This window comes from Vibrio sp. A8-1 (genome assembly GCF_013048685.1).
Taxonomy (GTDB): domain Bacteria; phylum Pseudomonadota; class Gammaproteobacteria; order Enterobacterales; family Vibrionaceae; genus Vibrio; species Vibrio metschnikovii.
The window spans coordinates 74,752-95,236 of sequence record NZ_VHTC01000007.1 but is presented as its reverse complement, the minus strand read 5'-3'; the positions used below and the strand labels follow the sequence as shown (position 1 = coordinate 95,236).

17 protein-coding genes are annotated in these 20,485 nt (G+C 44.7%); 4 read left to right on the top strand and 13 right to left on the bottom strand.

Annotated features, from left to right (window positions below; genetic code table 11):
- Positions 1-41: 41 nt before the first annotated feature.
- Complete coding sequence (ald, locus tag FKN93_RS05720; protein WP_170904664.1) at positions 42-1,166, bottom strand: alanine dehydrogenase; 1,125 nt, start codon at positions 1,164-1,166, stop codon at positions 42-44.
- Positions 1,167-1,321: 155 nt separating this feature from the next.
- On the opposite strand from ald, the gene lrp reads away from it, so the two are divergent.
- Together lrp and FKN93_RS05710 are read left to right on the top strand one after the other, a co-directional pair.
- Entirely contained in the window at positions 1,322-1,816 is a 495-nt protein-coding gene (lrp, locus tag FKN93_RS05715) for a leucine-responsive transcriptional regulator Lrp (protein ID WP_115152709.1), read from the top strand.
- Positions 1,817-1,998: 182 nt separating this feature from the next.
- Positions 1,999-4,842 (top strand): DNA translocase FtsK 4TM domain-containing protein, encoded by a 2,844-nt coding sequence (locus FKN93_RS05710; RefSeq protein WP_170904663.1) that lies wholly within the window; start codon positions 1,999-2,001, stop codon positions 4,840-4,842.
- A 72-nt stretch (positions 4,843-4,914) separates the two neighbouring features.
- Here the strand turns inward: FKN93_RS05710 and FKN93_RS05705 are convergent, their stop codons facing one another.
- Genes FKN93_RS05705 through cyoA form a run of 8 tightly spaced genes read right to left on the bottom strand, consistent with a single transcriptional unit; the run spans position 4,915 to position 11,450 of the window.
- On the bottom strand, positions 4,915-5,442 hold the full coding sequence (locus FKN93_RS05705; protein WP_346009387.1) for a hypothetical protein: 528 nt from the start codon (positions 5,440-5,442) through the stop codon (positions 4,915-4,917).
- Between the two features lie 18 nt (positions 5,443-5,460).
- Positions 5,461-5,997: a copper chaperone PCu(A)C gene (locus FKN93_RS05700; RefSeq protein WP_004395627.1), complete on the bottom strand. Its 537-nt coding sequence runs from the start codon at positions 5,995-5,997 to the stop codon at positions 5,461-5,463.
- 2 nt (positions 5,998-5,999) lie between these two features.
- Complete coding sequence (locus FKN93_RS05695; protein ID WP_004395626.1) at positions 6,000-6,626, bottom strand: SCO family protein; 627 nt, start codon at positions 6,624-6,626, stop codon at positions 6,000-6,002.
- The gene (gene cyoE, locus FKN93_RS05690; RefSeq protein ID WP_004395625.1) at positions 6,623-7,540 is read right to left on the bottom strand and encodes a heme o synthase; all 918 of its coding nucleotides are present in this window, start codon (positions 7,538-7,540) and stop codon (positions 6,623-6,625) included. The genes FKN93_RS05695 and cyoE overlap by 4 nt, the downstream gene beginning before the upstream one ends.
- Before the next feature lie 12 nt (positions 7,541-7,552).
- A complete protein-coding gene (gene cyoD / locus FKN93_RS05685) occupies positions 7,553-7,891 on the bottom strand; it encodes a cytochrome o ubiquinol oxidase subunit IV (RefSeq protein WP_004395624.1) in 339 nt (112 codons plus the stop codon).
- Positions 7,891-8,499, bottom strand: a complete 609-nt coding sequence (gene cyoC / locus FKN93_RS05680; protein ID WP_158138158.1) for a cytochrome o ubiquinol oxidase subunit III — start codon at positions 8,497-8,499, stop codon at positions 7,891-7,893. Before cyoC ends, cyoD begins: the two co-directional genes overlap by 1 nt.
- Positions 8,500-8,515: 16 nt before the next feature.
- Entirely contained in the window at positions 8,516-10,576 is a 2,061-nt protein-coding gene (gene cyoB / locus FKN93_RS05675; RefSeq protein WP_170904662.1) for a cytochrome o ubiquinol oxidase subunit I, read from the bottom strand.
- Positions 10,566-11,450, bottom strand: a complete 885-nt coding sequence (gene cyoA / locus FKN93_RS05670) for a ubiquinol oxidase subunit II (protein WP_158144077.1) — start codon at positions 11,448-11,450, stop codon at positions 10,566-10,568. Before cyoA ends, cyoB begins: the two co-directional genes overlap by 11 nt.
- Before the next feature lie 961 nt (positions 11,451-12,411).
- Here cyoA and FKN93_RS05665 point away from each other — a divergent pair.
- Positions 12,412-13,416, top strand: a complete 1,005-nt coding sequence (locus tag FKN93_RS05665) for a carbohydrate porin (RefSeq protein ID WP_170904661.1) — start codon at positions 12,412-12,414, stop codon at positions 13,414-13,416.
- A gap of 52 nt (positions 13,417-13,468) precedes the next feature.
- Here the strand turns inward: FKN93_RS05665 and dsbB are convergent, their stop codons facing one another.
- On the bottom strand, positions 13,469-13,987 hold the full coding sequence (gene dsbB / locus FKN93_RS05660; protein WP_158138161.1) for a disulfide bond formation protein DsbB: 519 nt from the start codon (positions 13,985-13,987) through the stop codon (positions 13,469-13,471).
- A gap of 97 nt (positions 13,988-14,084) precedes the next feature.
- A complete protein-coding gene (nhaB, locus tag FKN93_RS05655; RefSeq protein ID WP_158144075.1) occupies positions 14,085-15,671 on the bottom strand; it encodes a Na(+)/H(+) antiporter NhaB in 1,587 nt (528 codons plus the stop codon).
- A 340-nt stretch (positions 15,672-16,011) separates the two neighbouring features.
- Here nhaB and fadR point away from each other — a divergent pair, with 340 nt between their 5' ends.
- Entirely contained in the window at positions 16,012-16,851 is an 840-nt protein-coding gene (gene fadR / locus FKN93_RS05650) for a fatty acid metabolism transcriptional regulator FadR (protein WP_154168618.1), read from the top strand.
- Between the two features lie 124 nt (positions 16,852-16,975).
- Here fadR and FKN93_RS05645 read toward each other — a convergent pair whose 3' ends face one another.
- Together FKN93_RS05645 and FKN93_RS05640 are read right to left on the bottom strand one after the other, a co-directional pair.
- Positions 16,976-18,136 (bottom strand): DUF1887 family protein, encoded by a 1,161-nt coding sequence (locus FKN93_RS05645; protein WP_170904660.1) that lies wholly within the window; start codon positions 18,134-18,136, stop codon positions 16,976-16,978.
- A gap of 270 nt (positions 18,137-18,406) precedes the next feature.
- On the bottom strand, positions 18,407-20,398 hold the full coding sequence (locus FKN93_RS05640) for a methyl-accepting chemotaxis protein (RefSeq protein WP_004395615.1): 1,992 nt from the start codon (positions 20,396-20,398) through the stop codon (positions 18,407-18,409).
- Positions 20,399-20,485 lie beyond the last annotated feature (87 nt).

Genomic DNA, 20,485 nt, shown 5'->3' with positions numbered 1-20,485 from the left:
CACTATCGTTACGTGCAGCCAGTTTTAGCGTCGACTTAAACTCAATGCGTAGATTTTAGCGCCTCTATCGCGTTGATATAAGGTAAATTAAAGCTGTCTGCGACTTCTTTACAAGTTACTTGTCCTTTGAGGATGTTCAGTCCCGCCAATAATCCTTTATCCTCGAGCAACGCTCGTTGATAACCCAGATTGGCAAGTTTTACAATGTAGGGAAGGGTAGCGTTATTGAGAGCAAAAGTGGAGGTTCGTGCTACGGCTCCCGGCATATTCGCGACACAGTAGTGAACCACATCATGCACGACATAACTGGGTTGATCGTGGGTAGTGGGATGAGAAGTCGCGAAGCATCCCCCCTGATCGATAGCGACATCAACGACCACCGATCCGGGTTTCATGCGTTTAATATGTTGTTCATTGACCAATTTTGGGGCGCTGGCTCCAGGGATCAACACCGCACCAATCACTAGATCGGCGTGAATAATTTGTTGTTCAATGACGTCAGCGGTGGAGTAGAGCAGTGTCGCTCGACCTTGGAACTCTTCATCTAATTTGCGTAAGGTTTCTAGATTACGGTCGAGTAGAGTGACATTCGCACGTAAGCCAATGGCGATTCTTGCGGCACTCGCGCCGACTACTCCACCTCCCAATATCAATACGTTGGCCGGCGCGACACCGGGCACGCCGCCGAGGAGAATTCCCATTCCTTTGTGAGATTTTTCCAACATACGAGCTCCGGCTTGAATGGACATTCTGCCAGCCACCTCAGACATTGGTGCTAGTAGTGGTAATCGACCCATACTATCTGTTACAGTTTCATAGGCAATACAGACAGCATTACTCTTGATAAGTGCTTCAGTTTGTGGAAAATCTGGAGCAAGATGCAAATAGGCAAATAAAATTTGCCCTTCTTTGAGCATAGCGCGTTCTGTGGCTTGAGGTTCTTTGACCTTAACGAGCATTTCGGCTTGCGAGTATACGTTTGCTGCATTAGGAACAATGGATGCCCCTGCAGCGATATAATCATCGTCTGAAAAGCCGATACCGGATCCTGCTTCGGTTTCGACAATCACTTGGTGGCCATGTAAAGTAAGCTCTCTTACACTGGCGGGTATCATTCCCACGCGATATTCGTGGTTTTTGATCTCTTTAGGTACACCAATAATCATTCTAACTCCTTACATGAATCATTCATGTTGGGTTTTTGTTGGAGTTTTGTGTCGAGTTTATGACTAGTATAGTTGTGCGTATATAAAGTTTGATGCTGAATATGAAGAAGTTGTAATATATTTTTTTGCAAGGAAGTAATAAGGTGGAATAAAAAATGGCAGACAACTATAAAAGGCCCTCCAAGGATCTTGACCGTATTGATCGCAATATCTTAAATGAGTTGCAAAAAGATGGTCGTATTTCGAATGTAGAATTATCCAAACGGGTTGGTCTCTCGCCAACCCCTTGTTTGGAGCGGGTAAGACGACTTGAGCGTCAAGGATACATTACTGGGTATACTGCCCTGTTAAATCCCCAGTATCTTGATGCCTCACTGCTCGTGTTTGTGGAGATTACCCTTAATCGGGGGGCACCAGATGTTTTTGAGCAATTTAATGTTGCTGTGCAAAAACTCGATGACATCCAAGAGTGTCATCTCGTTTCTGGGGATTTCGATTATTTATTGAAAACACGAGTATCCGATATGGGAGCCTACCGTAAACTATTGGGTGATACCTTGTTGCGGTTACCTGGCGTTAACGATACGCGCACCTACGTGGTCATGGAAGAAGTGAAACAAACCAATCAACTGGTGATAAAAACTCGTTAAGCTTGATGATGTGAATAAGAGACTTCTTACCGCATTCTGACGTTGATACATTGGGTTTTTAACCGTGATATGGTTAAATCTACCAACAGTCTGAGCGGCCATCGCCGCTCAGACTGTTTTCTCCTCTCCAATATGGGTTATAGTATTTTTTATACTGGCCATTATCATAGTCAAGTTGGTATATGTTCAAACACAGTAACAATAAAGTTGAAACGATCATCAAAACCTCTGAGCAGTTGCCTCCCTCACGTTTAAATGGCAAGCAGCGTTTAAAAGAGTGTGGGCTTATCTTGGCGGTTCTCTGCTCCGTGTTACTGGCGGTAGCTTTACTGACCTTTCACCCAGCGGATCCTTCTTGGTCACAAACCGCGTGGGGTTCTGACATTCAAAATGCTGGTGGTATCGTCGGCGCTTGGGTTGCTGACACACTCTTTTTTGTTTTTGGCTCGCTGGCTTATCTATTGCCGATTATTTTTACTGTCACGGCATGGATAACGTTACGCCGCCGTGAGGAGCAAGAAAGCATTGATTTGATGCTGTGGGGGACCCGTTTACTCGGCTTAGTTATTTTGATCCTCACCAGTTGTGGGTTAGCTGATATCAATTTTGATGATATTTGGTATTTTTCGTCCGGTGGGGTGATTGGTGATGTTCTCACTAGCTTAGCATTACCGACCCTGAACTTACTTGGTACGACCTTAGTGCTGCTCTTTTTATGGGGAGCGGGGCTAACGTTATTAACCGGAATCTCTTGGTTAACGATTGTCGAGTGGCTCGGCAGTAACGGTATCCGAGGCGGTCAGTGGTTGATTAACCGTGTCCGTGGTGACAAAGACGAGCTTATCCAGCCACAGAGTATTGATCTTGAGCCGATGTCTCCCGATGTCGCGCCTGACAATACCTCATCCGTCAATTCGATCTCTGAGCGTATTTTGGAGACGAATAATAAGATTGTTGAACGCCAGTCAACAACAACAGAGCAAGCACCGCGACGCTTCAATATTCATATTCCGGATAACCAAAATACAGAGAAACCGGAGCGGAAAGTCTCGCTTAATGCGACGATAGAAGAGTTAGAACAGCAAGCTCGTCAATACGACGACTTTGCTGAAGAACAGGATTTCACTCCCTCTGTTCAAGAAAATCCTGTTCAGCCAGTCGAATCTATAGGATCGGTGACGCTGAGCGAAGCGAACGTGGATGATGAACCTGTATTTAATCCTCAAACGTTAGAGGAAACGGAATGGGACGATCCCATGACTCAACCTGCGATATCTCGCTTAGATGTTGTTGAAGACGAGTCATCGTCGCCCACATTAAGCCACTCGCCATCATCGGATCCGAGACTGACTGCTGATCATGAGCAGAATATTGAGATGAGTGATGACGACGATGAGAGTATTGAAGATGAGTCATTGCCATTGGACGCTGATGTTCAGGCATTTCAAAGCATGGTGTCTGATGCGCAAGCCAATATGGCGGCGACCCAAAATCCATTTTTGATGCAGCAAAATGTCAATTTGCCCAAACCTGCTGAGCCAATGCCCACTTTAGAGCTACTGTATCATCCTGAGAAACGTGAAAACTTCATAGATCGCGTAGCGTTAGAAGAAATTGCCCGTTTAGTAGAATCAAAATTGGCTGATTATAAAATTCAAGCTCAAGTGGTGGGGATTTTTCCTGGGCCGGTGATTACGCGTTTTGAATTGGATTTAGCGCCTGGAGTCAAGGTCAGTCGAATATCGAGTTTATCGATGGATTTAGCTCGCTCCTTATCGGCGATGGCGGTACGAGTCGTGGAAGTTATTCCTGGTAAGCCTTATGTTGGCTTAGAGCTACCGAATATGAGTCGACAAACGGTGTACTTGTCGGATGTCGTCAGTAGTGCGCAATTTAAAGAGGCGAAGTCACCAACGACCATGGTTCTTGGGCAAGATATTGCTGGTGAAGCCGTGGTTGTCGATTTATCAAAGATGCCACACGTGTTAGTGGCAGGAACCACAGGTTCCGGTAAATCGGTTGGGGTTAACGTGATGATCCTCAGTATGCTTTACAAATCGACGCCAGAAGATGTGCGATTTATCATGATTGATCCTAAAATGCTCGAATTATCGGTATATGAAGGCATCCCACATTTATTGTCTGAGGTTGTCACCGATATGAAAGATGCGTCCAATGCATTGCGTTGGTGTGTCGGCGAAATGGAGCGTCGTTATAAATTAATGTCAGTATTGGGCGTGCGTAACATCAAAGGGTTTAACGATAAACTCAAAATGGCAGCGGAGGCTGGGCATCCGATTCACGATCCACTTTGGAAAGAAGGGGATAGCATGGATACCGCTCCCCCGCGTTTGGAAAAGCTGCCCTATATTGTTGTCGTCGTCGATGAGTTTGCAGACTTAATGATGGTGGTTGGTAAAAAAGTAGAAGAGTTGATCGCGCGCTTGGCGCAAAAAGCCCGAGCGGCGGGTATACACCTTATTCTTGCTACTCAACGCCCTTCAGTGGATGTGATCACCGGCTTAATTAAAGCAAATATTCCAACTCGCGTGGCGTTTACCGTATCAACCAAAACGGATTCTCGAACTATTCTTGATCAGAGTGGCGCAGAGTCATTACTGGGAATGGGGGATATGCTCTATCTCCCTCCGGGGTCGAGCCATACTATTCGCGTTCATGGAGCGTTTGCGTCTGATGATGATGTCCATGCGGTGGTCAATAACTGGAAAGCTCGCGGTAAGCCTAACTATATCAGTGATATTATCGCTGGTGATCAAGGGCCAGAGTCGCTGCTGCCAGGTGAGAAAATGGACGATGATGAGGAAATGGACCCGCTATTCGATCAAGTCGTTGAACATGTTGTAGAAACTCGCCGAGGTTCGGTCTCTGGTGTCCAACGTCGGTTTAAAATTGGCTACAATCGTGCGGCAAGAATCGTTGAGCAGCTTGAGGCGCAAGGTATTGTCAGTGCACCAGGCCATAATGGTAATCGCGAAGTACTAGCGCCTTCCTCTAACCGAGAGTAGCCTTTAAAATTAATCTATACATAAAAAGGCCCTGTGTTCAACAGGGCCTTTTTTCATCATTAAACGCGTAGGTTATTGGCTAGCTGGTTTTATCACTTGATAGCGAGTTGTAACTAAGCAAACTGCGGGGGTTTGATCGGTCAGAAAAGCTTGTTTACCAGCGATACGATCGCTAGTAAGAACCATAGTTTCTTGATTCAGTTTACCTTGAAATGTCCACTTACTGAACGCTTCGTGCCTTGCGTCAGCACAATTGGTTTGTAACAAGTAACTTTCGATCGCCGTTGCCTGACATTGGCCCGCGGCATTTTCTACGGCATGAAAAGTGATATGGCTCGCTCTGTCTCGATAATCGGTGACCGTGAAGGCATGAAACAACTGATCATGGCTAATAGGGGTTATCTGCTCTAGCATGCGGTGTGGATTGAGTTTCAGTACTTCTGCCGAAAATTCAGTGAGCATGCTCTCGCAGGGCAGTGCTTGCTGCTCGGCAATAATATCCATTGAGGTTGTGGGTCTTGTCGGAGACTCAGCCATGACACTGCAAGAGATGGTACTGGTGAGTGCAATCAAAGACAGTTTTTTCGCGGAGGTAAGCACTTTTTTCTCCCGAGGTGATTAATGGGCGTGAGTGTGGTTGTTACTCATATCCAGTACCGGTAGCTCAACAGGATAAACATTTTGCGCATCATCGATCAATTCGACAACAACAGTTTGCCCAGCGACGAAGGGCGTTGCAATATCCATAAACATAATATGATAGCCACCTGGAGTAAGATCAAACTGACCATGAGCTGGCACCGTGATGCTCTCGACTTGACGCATCGACATACGGCTATTTTCCATCACCATATGATGTAACTCAGTATGTGTTGCGGCATCGCTACGTGCAGCGATGAAAACAATATCAGAGTCAGACTGGTTGACCAATGAGAGGTATCCGGCACTGACTTTGGTTCCTGGAATGGTGGCTTTCGCTTTAGGCTCTGCAATCGATAAGCCTTTACCGATAGCAATCAGTTGTTCATCTTGTAAAGAATGATGAGCATGATGATGACTAGAGGCGGCATCGCTTTCAGCCGTGAAATGACGAACGATGGTTGCTAATACGAGTAGCAAAATGACGCCAATAAAGAGTTGGACAATACGATTCATGATTAACCTTGTTTAGTTTCTTGGTAGCGTTGTAGTGTGCGTTCGATACGGGCAGCCAGTTCTGTCGGTGTTGTACTGTAGCTCATCGACGTAACAAACTGTCCATTAGGGGCGATAACAAAGAATCGGGAGACATGATCAACGGTGTAGCTCAATGCGGAATTTTGCATATTAACCATGTCATAATAGACACCATATTGGTTTGTGATTTTATTAATGTCTTCTGCAGTGCCAGTTGCGCCTTTAATTCTGGGATCAAAATGCTGCGCAAATTGATGCAGTGATGTCAGATCATCGCGCGAGGGGTCGACACTGATAAACAAGCCTTGTACCTCATCACCGACTTCGGCAGGTAGCATGCGAAAAGCCGCCGACATGACGCCCATTGACGCCGGACAGACCTCGGCACAGCTCAGATAACCAAAGTAAAGTACCACTACTTTCCCTTGATAATCATCCAAATTAATGTCACCCAGTGCGGTATGAAGACTAAAGTTACCACCGATTTGATTGGGTTGTACTGGTCGCTCCCCGATGGGGACGGTTGAATATTTAACATACAAACTAATAACAATGGCGATCAAAATCGCCCCAGTTATTAAGGTGTATTTAATCGCTTTTGAACTCATGACGATAGGCCTTCTAAACTGAACGTTGGCAGTGCCGCTTGAATATCGTTATGTACTGCTACATGAGCGAAATCAACTGAAATCAATAAGCAGAACAGCATGATACAAGCAATAGATAACAACATTAATTGTTTGCCCCACTGCTCGGTCGGCATCTTTTGAAAGCCAACCTTGGCGATATATAACCAATAAAGGCTAATCAATCCCATACCTAAAGCGAACCAGCTTCCCGCATATCCATGGTAAGTGAGTGCCCAACATGCCACAGCAAAGGCAATAATATAACCAATGATATGGTAGCGAGCCTTAGCGATACCTTCTTGAATAGGAAGAACAGGAATGTTAGCCGCTTTATAATCATTAAATCGATAAATGGCAATCGCATAAGAGTGGGGGATTTGCCAAATACAGAACGTTAAAAATAAAATGGCGCCACCAATATCAAGTTGATGAGTGACGGCAAAGTAACCAATGACAGGAGGACAAGCACCAGATAAACCACCAATTAAAGTACCATGCACAGAATGGCGTTTATAATAGAGGCTGTAAAAGCCGACATAAACGACAAAACCCAGTACACCGAAGCCAAAGGCAAGTTTTGAGGTGAAAAAATACAAAATGGCAAAGCCAGCAAGCCCAAGTAAGCAAGCTTGCATCAGCGCGTGTGAAACGGGAACGATTTTTTGTACCAGTTCACGGTTACGTGTACGCTGCATTTTTGCATCTATGTCTATGTCAATATAGTTATTAAAGACACAGCCAGAGGCTACGACCAAACTGGTGCCAAGGCAAACAGCAATAAAAAGTTGCCAGTCAATCTGGCCTTGTGAGGCCAGAAAGAAACCACCCGCCGCGGCAACGAGGTTGCCGCGGATGATGCCTGGTTTAGTAAGTTGTAAATAGTGCTTGAACATCATTACTTCCAGTTAGTGTCCCATCAGCATATTGTGGTTAAGATGCTGCATGATCCACATAGAGCCGACTAAGACGATAGCGACAATTACCACAGAAAAGACGGCGGTAATCACATTCCAAGCTTGCTCTGATGAGGTGTTCATATGTAGAAAGAACACAAGTTGTACTAGGATCTGAGCCACGGCACAGATCAGAATGACCACAACTTTGGTGGTTGGCGAGCCAATGTCTGCCATCACCATCGCAAATGGGATTAACGTCAGGAGTACTGAATACAAGAAACCCAGTAAGTACTCTTTCACGCTACCATGCGCTTGACCACCATGGGTCTGTTCATAAGAGTGTTCCATTACATTACCCCCATTAAGTACACTACGCTGAATACACAGATCCAGATAATATCTAAGAAGTGCCAGAACAAGCTGAGTAGTGCTAAGCGGGTCTTATTCGCTGTGGTGAAACCATCACGTTTAAAATGGAAGAATAAGACGATCATCCAAATTAAACCAGCAAAGACGTGCAGACCGTGAGTCGCCACCAATGCGTAGAAAGATGACCAATAGGCACTGGTGCTAAAAGTAGCCCCAGCGAGGCTAAGATGATGGAACTCATAGAGCTCCATGATCAAGAAGCCAAAGCCTAGCGCGAAAGTAATGCCTAGCCAAGTCGCCATGCCTTTCATATCATGGGCATTTTGCTTTAGCATTGCCATACCGAAGGTTAAGCTACTTAGCAATAGTAAAGCCGTTGTGCCAGCAACAAACCAAAGGTCAAACAGAGCGCTTGGTTCAACCATTCCAGCAAAGCTGTTAGAAAAAACCGCAAAAACAGCGAACAGGGTACCGAACAATAAACAGTCACTTAGGATATAAACCCAAAAGCCAAAGAGATCGTCACCGGCGGTATCATGATGATCATGATCATCATGTAAGTCATTAGTTTGAGTATGTGTGCTCATTATTACTCCTCAATCCTCATACCGTTTGTTTAGAGCCAGAAAGCTCTGGTTGAGAGTTGAAATGCGGGTGGTCTTGATAAACGCGCTCTAGATGCGGAGTTTCAATCGCTTCAACCTCCGATACTGGAACATAGTAATCTTTGTTGCGGTCGAAGCTGTAAGCAATCCACGCACCAATCATACCAACGAAGCCAACAATCACCATCCACCAGATATGCCAAACAAAAGCAAATCCAAATACCAATGAGAAAGCACTGATTACGACGCCAGCCCAAGTATTTTTTGGCATATGGATCTGTTTGTAACGCTCAGGTTTCACGTATGCCATACCATGTTCTTTACGGTAGTGATGCTCATCACGATCGTGAATTTTTGGCAATGTCGCAAAGTTATAGAATGGTGGTGGTGACGAGGTCGCCCACTCAAGAGTGCGGCCATTCCATGGGTCACCTGTGGTATCTAAGTTATCTTTGCGATCACGGATACTGATGAAGATTTGCCATACTTGCGCAGCCACGCCAAGAGCGACGAGACCAACACCCGCAGCAGCAATCCACAACAGCGGTGCCCATTCTGGGTTTTCTATGCTCGATAAGCGACGAGTCATGCCGTTAAAGCCCAATACATAGACAGGCATAAAGGCAACAAAGAAGCCGACACTCCATAGGACACAAGAGATCTTGCCCCATTTTTCGTTGAGCTTAAAGCCGGTTGCTTTCGGGAACCAGTAGGTTAAACCTGCAAAGTAGCCGAACAGCGCACCACCAATAATCACGTTATGGAAGTGGGCGATAACGAATAAGCTATTGTGTAGGACAAAGTTAGCCGCAGGAACGGCCAGCATAACCCCTGTCATACCACCGATAGTGAAGGTGATAAGGAAGGAGAAAGTCCACCACATACTGGCTGAGAACTCGACCCGTCCTTTGTACATGGTAAATAGCCAGTTGAATATTTTCACCCCGGTTGGAATGGAAATAATCATGGTTGCAATACCAAAGAAGGCATTGACGCTCGCCCCCGCCCCCATGGTGAAGAAATGGTGTAACCAAACCACAAAAGAAAGCAGCATGATCACTGCGGTAGCAAGAACTAACGATGTATAACCGAAAAGACGTTTGCGTGAGAACGTCGCCACCACTTCTGAGAAAATACCAAATGCAGGTAAAATCAAGATATAAACTTCAGGGTGACCCCAAGCCCAAATCAAGTTTACGTACATCATTGGGTTACCACCCATGTCACTCGTAAAGAAGTGAGTACCGATATAACGGTCAAGGGTGAGTAGGGTAATAGTGACGGTTAGAATCGGGAATGCCACGACAATTAAGGCGTTGGCGCAGAGCGATGTCCAAGTAAATACTGGCATCTGCATGAGTTTCATTCCAGGCGCTCGCATGCGCAATATCGTCGCGATGAAGTTAACCCCAGTTAACAAGGTACCTATCCCGGATATCTGCAGCGCCCACAGCCAGTAATCGACCCCGACCCAAGGGTTATATTCATTCCCTGAAAGAGGAGGATAAGCCAACCAACCCGTTGCCGCAAACTCACCGACAAACAATGAGATATTGACAAGAATTGCCCCTGCCACGAATAACCAAAAACTCAAAGAGTTAAGGAAAGGGAAGGCGACATCTCGAGCCCCGATTTGTAGCGGAACAATGATATTCATTAAGCCGACGATAAAGGGCATCGCAACAAAGAAAATCATGATCACGCCGTGAGCGGTAAAGACCTGGTCATAATGTTCTGGTGGAAGGTATCCAAGACCGACGCTCTCTGCCGCTTGATGCGAACGCATCATGACAGCATCAGCAAATCCACGAAACATCATCACACCTGCGACGATGATGTACATCAGACCTATCTTCTTATGGTCGACAGAGGTAAACCATTCGTGCCATAAGTAAGCCCATTTTTTTGCGTAAGTGATATAACCGAGCAGTGCTAAACCGCCGAGAACAACCGCAAGCATGACGGGTAAAATAACCGGGTCATGATACGGGATAACGTCCCAGTTCAGTTTACCGAAGACTGCATTCGGCTCGGCATGAACATCGCCTTTATAAGCCATTTTGGACTCCTGAATATTTCTCAATGATGTCTTTAAATTGCAGTGGATTAACCGTAGAGAAGTAGGTAATCGGGTGCTGAGTTCGAATCTGCTCGTGGGAATTATCCACTAGCGCTTGATAGCTATAGTCATCAAGCACGTTGCCTGAACTTTTTACTTGGTTAACCCATTGCTCAAATTGCTCATCAGTGACGGCATGAGCTTTAAAATGCATATTGGAAAAACCTAATCCACTGTAGTTCGCTGACATGCCACGATAAACACCTTCTTCAGAAGCCATTAAACTCAAACGGTTTTCCATCCCTGCCATCGCATAGATTTGACTACCTAATTGAGGGATAAAGAAAGAGTTCATCGTTGTATCTGAAGTCACCAGAAATTGCACTGGGCGATCAACGGGAAATGAAATTTCGTTGATGGTGGCGATTCCTTTCTCTGGGTAGATGAATAGCCATTTCCAGTTCATCGCGACGACCTGAATAGTCAACGGTGGCTTATCTGACTCTATTGCTTGCCTCGGATCGAGTGAAAAAGCAGTAAGATAAGTGATGCGGCCCAACGCGAGAATAATCAAACATGGAATCGCCCAAACGACGATTTCAATCTTCGTTGAGTGTTCCCACTTGGGTTTGTACTCAGCCTTAGTGTTGCTATGACGGTACTTGTAAGGAAAGTAAATCGCCATGAACAAGACCGGGATAATGATAATTGCCATGAGTAGCACGGAGGTAATGATCAGTGATTTTTGCGCTTCACCAATCGGTCCTTTGGGATCAAACAACACCATATCAGTGCTGAAGATAGCGCCAATAAGACCTAAAACCGCAACCCCTAACAATATCAAAGTAACTTTAATGTTACTTTTGGTTTTCATTTTTCCTCCCAGGAAACCATAGAGTCTTATGTAATGGATAAATAAACGTCAAAACTAAGTCAGTGATGAGGGATTATCTATCAACTAGTTTGCTTCGGCACATTATTCTAAAGAAAACAAAGCAGTCTGCAACACATTATACACGTATGTTACAACTAAGTAGCCATTTGGCATTCTACGTCACAACAAAGCTACCGAGTTCACTGCAGTTTTTCATTTTGTCAACAAAGAAAAGTGCTAAAACGATTAATTCGCTGTCAGTTAAGCTCGTTTACGGATAATGAGAGTGGTTCGATCATTGGCATATTTATATTTGTTTTTCGCATTGACATGGCGCGCTATTTTTATGACTGCTAGAGGAAGGTTTGCCATGACCAATTCGGCAAGTCGACCGTAACAGGCCCAATGATGGTGAGGCTTGATTGACGATAAGCTAAATCATGTCAAGGCGAAAGCAAGATTATTTTCAGACCGAGAGAAGGGATCTATTATTTAACCTCTAACGATATCATGCACACATAAGTAATATCATTCTCGTCTCCGCCATTCATCATTTTATCTATGCCTATGCCCACATGTTTTATCAAGCTAATAACATTCTTGGGTTTAATTAATTTTTTCAGTAAAAAAATTAACATTAAAAATCATGCCAGTAATTAATTTCGTATCCAAATTAATTTAATAAGCGTGACGAAACGGAAATAATTCGTAATTTATTAATTGGGAACGGTTTTCATTGTGATCAGATTCATGGTTTCTATCTATTTGGTGAATGTACACTCAGCTCGTCAGCGGCACGAAGGGATTCTCATGCACAGTGGTCACTGACCTCGGACTTCAAAACGATAACCACATGAAAACGATGTACCCCCTAATCGCACACTTGGGGTCTGGGTAAAGCTAAGGACAGCACTAAACTAATAAAATCAACACAATGACCTTAAGGTCAATGGAGATAATAATGAAATTTAATACCTTTGGTAAACTTTCGCTTGCTTCTGTTTTGGTCTCTGCTGCACTGGCTGCGAATGCAGGGATCAGCGTTGAAAATGAACAGGGTTTATTTACTATTGGCGGTGATGTTGAGTATGATCTTAACTTCGTCGATAAAGATAGAAGCAATCAAGGTACTCAAGACTTTAGTCAAAGTGGCCGTATTTTGGTGCAGATCGCAGCAGAACGTGAAGTCGCGAATGATCACTATTTAAGAGTTCAAGTTCAGCCGCTACTAAAATCCAGCGGTGATGTGGATCTGGATGATGCTTTCTTCGCTATTGGTCGTCAAGCCGATTGGGAATTAAAAATTGGTCGCTTTGAAGGCTTTGATATGTTCCCTGTTGGCCAAGATACGATGCTCGATTTTGCTCGTACTAATGCCGCTGGCGATGTTATTGAACCTTACCGTATGAAAGACGCTCGTGGCCGTGGTGACTATGGTCAAGTGAGCTATGCAAAATCGATCGATAGTCTCTACTTTGAATTAGGTTCGCTGTTTAAGCAAAATGATGGCGCTGACAAAAACGCAGTTTTTGTTCGCCCTGTGGTCGCTTTCCAAGCTACAGATAACTTACGTTTTGCTGCAGCATTAGAAGCAAACCTAACGGCAGATAAAGCCGATGCGGCTAATGATTATCTTGGTTATGGTGCAACGGTTAACTACTCAGTACAAGACTTTAGTCTGGATTTGAGTTACGCCTACCGTGATTTTGATGTCACTGGTACTGAAAAAGATACTTCCATTGGTGCAGTGATTCAGTATAAGCGCTTTGGTTTAGGCCATATCTATTCACAAGCAGATACTGGCAGCAAAGAGAAAATGAATACGACTTGGGCATCTTATGAAATTGCTAACGTAATGGATGTACAAGATTTCTCTATCTACTTGGGTTCTTACTTCTCGAAAGTTGACAACGCTGCCGATGATCAAGATGTAGGTGTTCGCGTTCGTTTCAAATACTTCTTTTAAGTAATTAATTGCACTGCTGATTTTGCCCACCACATCATGGTGGGCATTTTTATCATTTCTGTTTTACAAACTGTACGGCCACCATCACGCTCAGCGCGAGTAAATTACCTGCAAAAATTACCACCAACCATTGCGGCATCGATAGATTGAATAATTGCCAAGAGATTTGGCTACAATCGCCATACGCTTCAAACATCCACGGCATCCATTGATTAAGTGGTGCCCAACTCGGAAAAGTAACAAACAGATCGCAAGTATTAAATGGAGATGGGTTCAGTTGATAATCGACATGTTGGAGTGAAAGGCTTAGGCCTTGATAAGCGCTGTAACCCCAACCGGCAAAACCAAGCCATCGCAACAGAGCGCGTTGGGGGTTAATTAAGCCGATACCTGCGGCACCGACAATGCCGAGCATAGCGATACGTTCATAAACACACATCACGCAGGGAGCAAGCAGCATGACATGCTGGAAGTAAAGTGCGCAAAGTTCAAAAAAAATCACTAAGCCAAGCAGTAAAGCCCATGATAGACGAGAGCGGGAAAAGCGTTGAAGTTGAAAGATAAAGTTCACATGACTGTCCTTGCTAAATTAACATGACGACGAAATAGTTATTTCGTCGTCGATTAGAGCTTTTTAGCTTGGATTGGTTTCTTATTCAATACAATTTTTAATGGCTGCTGAGCATGGCTCCCGCTTTGAGGCTATGATGGGTTATCCAGCCAAGATCATAAAAATACCCAGTCATCGGTTCTAGGAAGACGATCACACCGACTAATCCCACTAAGGTCATGACAATGGTATAGGGTAGCGCCATAAACACCATGCGCCCATACGACAAGCGAATTAATGGCGCTAGCGCTGAAGTGAGTAAAAATAAGAAAGCGGCTTGGCCATTAGGCGTTGCTACAGAGGGGAGGTTGGTCCCGGTATTTATTGCCACTGCAAGAAGATCGAATTGATCTCTTGAGATAATGCCGTGTGTTAACGCCGCTTGAACCTCGCTAATGTAGACCGTACCGACAAATACGTTGTCAGAAACCATCGATAGCAAGCCATTAGCAACATAAAACAGAGCCAGTTGACTGCCCTTATCATCAATATGCAGAACCGCATCGATAATAGGTGTAAACAGTTGTTGATCGATGATCACGGCGACAATCGAGAAAAAAACCGCCAGTAACGCGGTAAAGGGCAGCGCTTCTTCAAAAGCTTTACCCATCGCATGTTCTTCAACGATGCCAGAAAAGCTGGTGGCGAGAATGATCACTGATAAACCGATCAGACCAACCGCAGCAAGGTGTAAAGCTAAGCCAATAATCAGCCAAACGGCAATCAAGGCCTGAACCCAAAGTTTGGCAATATCTTGTTTTGTTCGGTTGCGGCGAGCTTGGCTATCAAAGTCCATGAGTATTTGTCGTACATTGATAGGCAGTGGAGCGCCATAACCAAATATCTGAAATTTTTCTATCACCACACAAGTTAAAATACCGCAAAGCAACACAGGAATAGTAATGGGGGCCATACGGATGAAAAATTCACCAAAAAGCCAACCCGCGTGATCGGCAATGATAAGATTCTGCGGCTCACCAACCATGGTCATCACGCCCCCTAAAGCGGTACCGACGCCTGCGTGCATTAATAGTGAGCGTAGAAAAGCGCGATAGTCTTCTAAGTCATTACGAGTCAGTTCAGAGATTTGCTCATCGTGAGTATGATCGTGCGTAGCGAGAATGGGCTGCCCAGAAGCCACTTTATGATAAATGGCATAGAATCCGACTGCGACACTGATGATCACGGCGATGACGGTTAACGCATCAAGGAAAGCGGAAAGGAATGCGGCAGTTAGACAAAAGGCGACAGATAACAGTATTTTGGAGCGGATGCCGAGTAAGATTTTGGTGAAAATGAACAGGAGCAAGTTCTTCATAAAGTAGATCCCTGCGACCATAAACATCAATAAAAGTAGAACTTCAATGTTGGCGACTAACTCGTGTTTGACCTGTTCTGGACTGGTCATGCCTATCGCAATCGCTTCAATCGCCAGTAATCCACCGGGCTGGAGAGGATAACACTTCAGCGCCATAGCTAAAGTGAAAATGAATTCCGCGACTAACAACCATCCGGCAACAAAAGGATCGATGAAAAAGAAGACGATAGGATTGATAATAAGGAAGGTAATAATGGCAACTTTGTACCAATCAGGCGCTTTGCCTAAAAAGTTTTTAATAAAGGCACTTCCGAGTGACATCGGCATGGTTATTTCTCTCAGTTAGTTAGCGACCTTGATGACATGAGATGAGCCGCAGCTCTGCTACTGGCTTCCTCAGTCGTTGAGGATAGAGACGGATAAGAGTAGAGGATGAGGATTGGAGAGTAAATATAGTAGCACGGCTTTTAACGCTTTGTTTTTGGTAAGTTACATTGAAAAAATCGTAGTTATATGACGAGACTAATAAAACCTTGTCAAAAGATAGAGTAATTAATCCAACAAAAAGCTCACATAACTTTACTGAGGGTTTGTTTCCGCTGAATGACAACTGGTGGTATGATGAGTACTATTCGACGCAAATCAACAGACACTGGATAAGTAGTTAATGGTTATCAAGGCAAAAAGCCCAGCGGGTTTTGCAGAAAAATACATCATCGAAAGCATTTGGAATGGCCGCTTTGCTCCTGGGTCAATTTTACCCGCAGAACGTGAATTATCAGAACTTATCGGCGTTACTCGAACCACTTTACGTGAAGTATTACAGCGTCTGGCTCGTGATGGATGGTTAACCATTCAACATGGCAAGCCGACCAAAGTGAATCAATTTATGGAAACTTCAGGTTTGCATATATTAGACACCTTGATGACATTGGATGCGGAAAATGCCACCAGTATCGTTGAGGATCTGTTAGCGGCACGGACTAATATCAGCCCAATCTTTATGCGTTACGCATTTAAAAACAATCAAGAGAGCTCGGCAAGAACCATCAGTAATGTGATTGAGTGCAGTGAAGCACTGCTGAATGCTGAAAGTTGGGATGCGTTTATCGCTTCTTCACCTTATGCCGAAAAAATCAAACAGCATATCAAAGAAGATGGTGAGAAAGATGAAGAAAAACGTCAAGATGCCCTGATCGCTAAAACGTTCAACTTCTATGATTACATGCTTTTTCAACGTTTAGCTTTCCACTCGGGCAACCAAATTTATGGCTTGATCTTTAATGGGGTTAAGAAGCTCTATGACCGTGTTGGTAGCTACTATTTTTCTAATCCTGAGGCTCGTCAACTGGCCCTTGCGTTTTATCGTCAGTTGCTGGATGTGTGTCAGACCGAAAATTTTGAGCAATTGCCTCATGTGATCCGCCACTATGGTATTGCTAGTGCGCAGATTTGGAATCAAATGAAGATGACGTTGCCATCGAACTTTACCGAGGATGATCACTAGCTATTAGCTATCCTTTTCCTCGTTCAATCGTTCATGACGCGCTATTGAACGAGGAATGCTTATCTTGCTGAGCGCTGATGAACCTGATGGTTCACTGGAATCTCACGCTTGTTGGTCGTAAAGATTATACCGCCTCTCCACCTCCTGCTGCTTTAAACCAATGAGTAAGATGAGTTTTCAGATCTTTTAACTCATCGGGTCCAATCAGGGCCAAGCCTAGATCCTCTGCTCGAGTTATATCATTGTGGCGGAGTGGACGAAAACTCACCAACATTGCTCTCGCTTGTAAGCCACCAAGTAAATCACGCAAAGATTCAAGCTTATAGAGGGTGTCATCGCCATCGTCGCGCATGCCTTTCGTCTTGCATTCAATGATGTGCAGTTTGTTGTTGACTACGGTGGCGACGTCCAGCTCATTACGAACCTCTCGCTCACCAAGCTGACGATAGACTTGTACATTAAGAGAGCAGTCTTGAATGGTCGGTAGATCGTGTTGGATCTGTTTTACTGTACTGTGGACTAAGGTTTCTAACCATTCGCCATTGGCAAAGCGGCGTGCATCTTCATTGACAAAGCTCAGTATCCCTTGTTGATAAGTGGCAATTCCACTGTCAACCAAATCATCGAGCAATAAATTTAACTCTCGATAGCCTTGCTGCTTTTCTGATAATTCAACCTCTAAACGTTGCTCTTTTCGGCACGTGGTCGCCAGATAGTTGAGCGTAGCCAGACCGGGACCGAGTTCCAGTGCGTGACTTGCCCAACGCTGTCCTAGAGCGTGGAGTTTGAGATCGAGCTGAGGCGATAAATGGTATTCACTGAACTCACCCCGAGCGCCAAAGATAGTCAGATAATCGGCAATGGTGATGTTATCTTGCAGTTGTGTGTCGCCAGCATCCTCTGGATAGAGCCAGCAAAGTCTGTCGCTGCTGGGTTCAACGACAAAAATAGGCCAATGATGAGTACGAAATACCTCATACACACTCAGTAAGCGATGACGAAGGCCACAGCTGGCATTCAATTTCACCTCTTCTTTACGATTTTTGAGTTTTTCTGCCAGTTGTCGAATTGCGGCTTTTATTTTGGCTATCTCAGCGCCAGCAGGGATTTCAAAAAATTCTGACGTGATCTTACGCCGATCCAGAACGGTACTTAAGCGAGAAAACAGACTGCGCTGAGAGTCGTCACCAATAAACACAATGTGCCGACTGATGGTCCGATTGTCGAGTAGGGGGGTGACTAAACGCACGGGGTCTTGGTCAATAATGCCAACATGAACGGCCATAGATAATCCTCATGTGTGGCTTGCAAAGTGGAGAGGGGAAATAGAAAGTGTGCAAGCCTTTGTGTTGATATAACGGTGAGGCCGTGAAAAAACAACCAGAAGAGCGAATAAAAGTACCAGAGCAGCGCAGTTTTGACACAGAGCTAACCCAATGCTGGAGAACAATACGCTTAGCTGGGGGGATGAGTAAGCGCCCCATTCACAAGCTGTATCTATGATCATGGGGCTGGGTGTGGTTCCTGAAAACTCAGGACATAATGGTTGGATAAATTACAAGGTGAAACGGTGTACCAATTGTCCTTGTTGCTCGGCTAGACGGGTTAAATTCGCACTGGTTTGGGCGATTTCACTCATCGCTTGATAGCTTTCATCGGCAATATGATTAATGTCTTCAATACTGCGAGCCATTGAGCTGGTGGTTTCACTCTGTTCGAGTGCCGCTTGGGAAATATGGGTACTCATTTGGCTAATCTCGATGATCAGAGCTTGGATCTCCTCCATGGCACTATTGGCCGTTGAAGCTTTTTCTACCGATTGATCCATATCTTGCATACAGCTCTCAATCACTTTACTGGCCGTATTTGAACTGGATTGTAAATTACTGATCATGGTTTCAATTTCAGATGTCGATTGCGTAGTACGCTGCGCTAATACACGCACTTCATCTGCGACAACCGCAAAGCCCCGTCCTTGTTCTCCTGCGCGTGCCGCTTCGATAGCCGCATTTAATGCGAGCAGATTCGTTTGCTCGGCGATATTGCGAATTACATCCAAAATCGAGCCAATTTTACTGCTCATTTTATGCAGTTCACTGACGGCACTGACAGAATCGGTCAGGCGCGATTCAAGTTGATTGATAGTGGTGATGTTGTCATTCATGATCCGTCGTCCAGATTCTGACGCACTTTCTACTTGTTGGACCATATGCAAAGAGTTTTGTGCATTATTCGCCACTTCTTGTACCGAATGAGCCATTTCGGTCATTGCTGTAGCGACATTCGCGGTTTGCTCACGCTGGCTATTGAGTTTATTTTGCGCACGTTGTGATGTTGATTGGTTAGTATTTGCAGTCAGGGTGAGATCATCGGATGCGGTGTTCAGCTTCATTAGGATATCATGCAGATTATCCGCTAAAGAGTTAATGTGCGAACTCACTCGAGCAAATTCATTATGATGGCGAACTTCAATACGTTTGGTCATGTCGCCTTGGGTTAAGCTTTCTAAGGTTGTGAGGATATATTTAAGTGGGCTTCTTACACTATGAGCAATATGATAGCCAATCCCCGCGGCTAATAGAGTGACCAATAAACCGATCGCAATCGCTCGATAGACGCCAGAGTCATACACTTCTCCCGCATCATACAATGCATGATTTAAATCTTGTGTTGCTGCTTGGTTAAAGGAGTCTAAAATGACCATGGCGTTATCGACATCCTTCGCTAGGTTGGCAATATTATCATACAGAGCATAGCGGGCTTGTAGATACTCATTATGCTGATCAAGTACGCCACCTTTATGGCCTACATCTAGAGTGAACTGTTGAATAGATTCACTAAAATTTCGGTTAAGTTCTGGTAATTGAGCCGCTAGGCCTCTGAATGCATCATTGAGTTGAGAGACTGCGCGCCGATTTCTGGCGAGAGATTTATCGACAAACTCTCGATCTGAACTTGCTAGGGCATCAGAGGTGATTAGCTCGGCATCCCTTAGGCGCATAAAATAACCATTCGCCATCATCTTTATCGATACGCTGGTCTGTTGATCAACCAGTTCCCTCATACCAACACTGAGTGATGAATGCAGGCGTTGAAAGTCACGAGTCGATTGTTGCACTTTAGCCTGCGCATCAAACATCGCTTGATAGTTGGTCATCGCTAAATAGGCTTCATTGAAGTAGCGTTGTTCTAGTTCTCGTAAAGCGCTGATCCGCTCTTCGAGTACCGAATGTTGAGCACTCGCTGCGGCTAGTTTATCAATCAAGAGCTGAAATTCACTTTGTGCTTGGGTAAATTCCTGACGGCGCTGATTCATCAGCTCAACATTTTGGGTGGTCAAAAAATCTTTAAACGATTTATCCGCAGAAAGGAGCTGGACACTGGTTTGATTAGATAACGAGACCAGTGGTAATACCGAACTCGTTACACCTTCGAAATTTTGGTGGATCTGACGCATGCTGTCCATCATGATGGTCACGGTAATGGCGAACATAATAATGATCAGTGTAAAGCCTGCGTACATTCGTCGAATAACAGAACCTTGCATATTTCTCTCCATGAAGTACTTTGTAGCAAAATGACTCAACAAGATTCATTCCATTTAAGATTGTACTCTTCGTCAGACTCGCAGCCC

Excerpts from the sequence above, each read along its gene's own strand:
- ald (WP_170904664.1), bottom strand. The coding sequence starts at position 1,166 with ATGATTATTGGTGTACCTAAAGAGATCAAAAACCACGAATATCGCGTG.
- lrp (WP_115152709.1), top strand. The coding sequence starts at position 1,322 with ATGGCAGACAACTATAAAAGGCCCTCCAAGGATCTTGACCGTATTGAT.
- FKN93_RS05710 (WP_170904663.1), top strand. The coding sequence starts at position 1,999 with ATGTTCAAACACAGTAACAATAAAGTTGAAACGATCATCAAAACCTCT.
- FKN93_RS05700 (WP_004395627.1), bottom strand. The coding sequence starts at position 5,997 with ATGAATCGTATTGTCCAACTCTTTATTGGCGTCATTTTGCTACTCGTA.
- FKN93_RS05695 (WP_004395626.1), bottom strand. The coding sequence starts at position 6,626 with ATGAGTTCAAAAGCGATTAAATACACCTTAATAACTGGGGCGATTTTG.
- cyoE (WP_004395625.1), bottom strand. The coding sequence starts at position 7,540 with ATGTTCAAGCACTATTTACAACTTACTAAACCAGGCATCATCCGCGGC.
- cyoD (WP_004395624.1), bottom strand. The coding sequence starts at position 7,891 with ATGGAACACTCTTATGAACAGACCCATGGTGGTCAAGCGCATGGTAGC.
- cyoC (WP_158138158.1), bottom strand. The coding sequence starts at position 8,499 with ATGAGCACACATACTCAAACTAATGACTTACATGATGATCATGATCAT.
- cyoB (WP_170904662.1), bottom strand. The coding sequence starts at position 10,576 with ATGGCTTATAAAGGCGATGTTCATGCCGAGCCGAATGCAGTCTTCGGT.
- cyoA (WP_158144077.1), bottom strand. The coding sequence starts at position 11,450 with ATGAAAACCAAAAGTAACATTAAAGTTACTTTGATATTGTTAGGGGTT.
- FKN93_RS05665 (WP_170904661.1), top strand. The coding sequence starts at position 12,412 with ATGAAATTTAATACCTTTGGTAAACTTTCGCTTGCTTCTGTTTTGGTC.
- nhaB (WP_158144075.1), bottom strand. The coding sequence starts at position 15,671 with ATGCCGATGTCACTCGGAAGTGCCTTTATTAAAAACTTTTTAGGCAAA.
- fadR (WP_154168618.1), top strand. The coding sequence starts at position 16,012 with ATGGTTATCAAGGCAAAAAGCCCAGCGGGTTTTGCAGAAAAATACATC.
- FKN93_RS05645 (WP_170904660.1), bottom strand. The coding sequence starts at position 18,136 with ATGGCCGTTCATGTTGGCATTATTGACCAAGACCCCGTGCGTTTAGTC.
- FKN93_RS05640 (WP_004395615.1), bottom strand. The coding sequence starts at position 20,398 with ATGCAAGGTTCTGTTATTCGACGAATGTACGCAGGCTTTACACTGATC.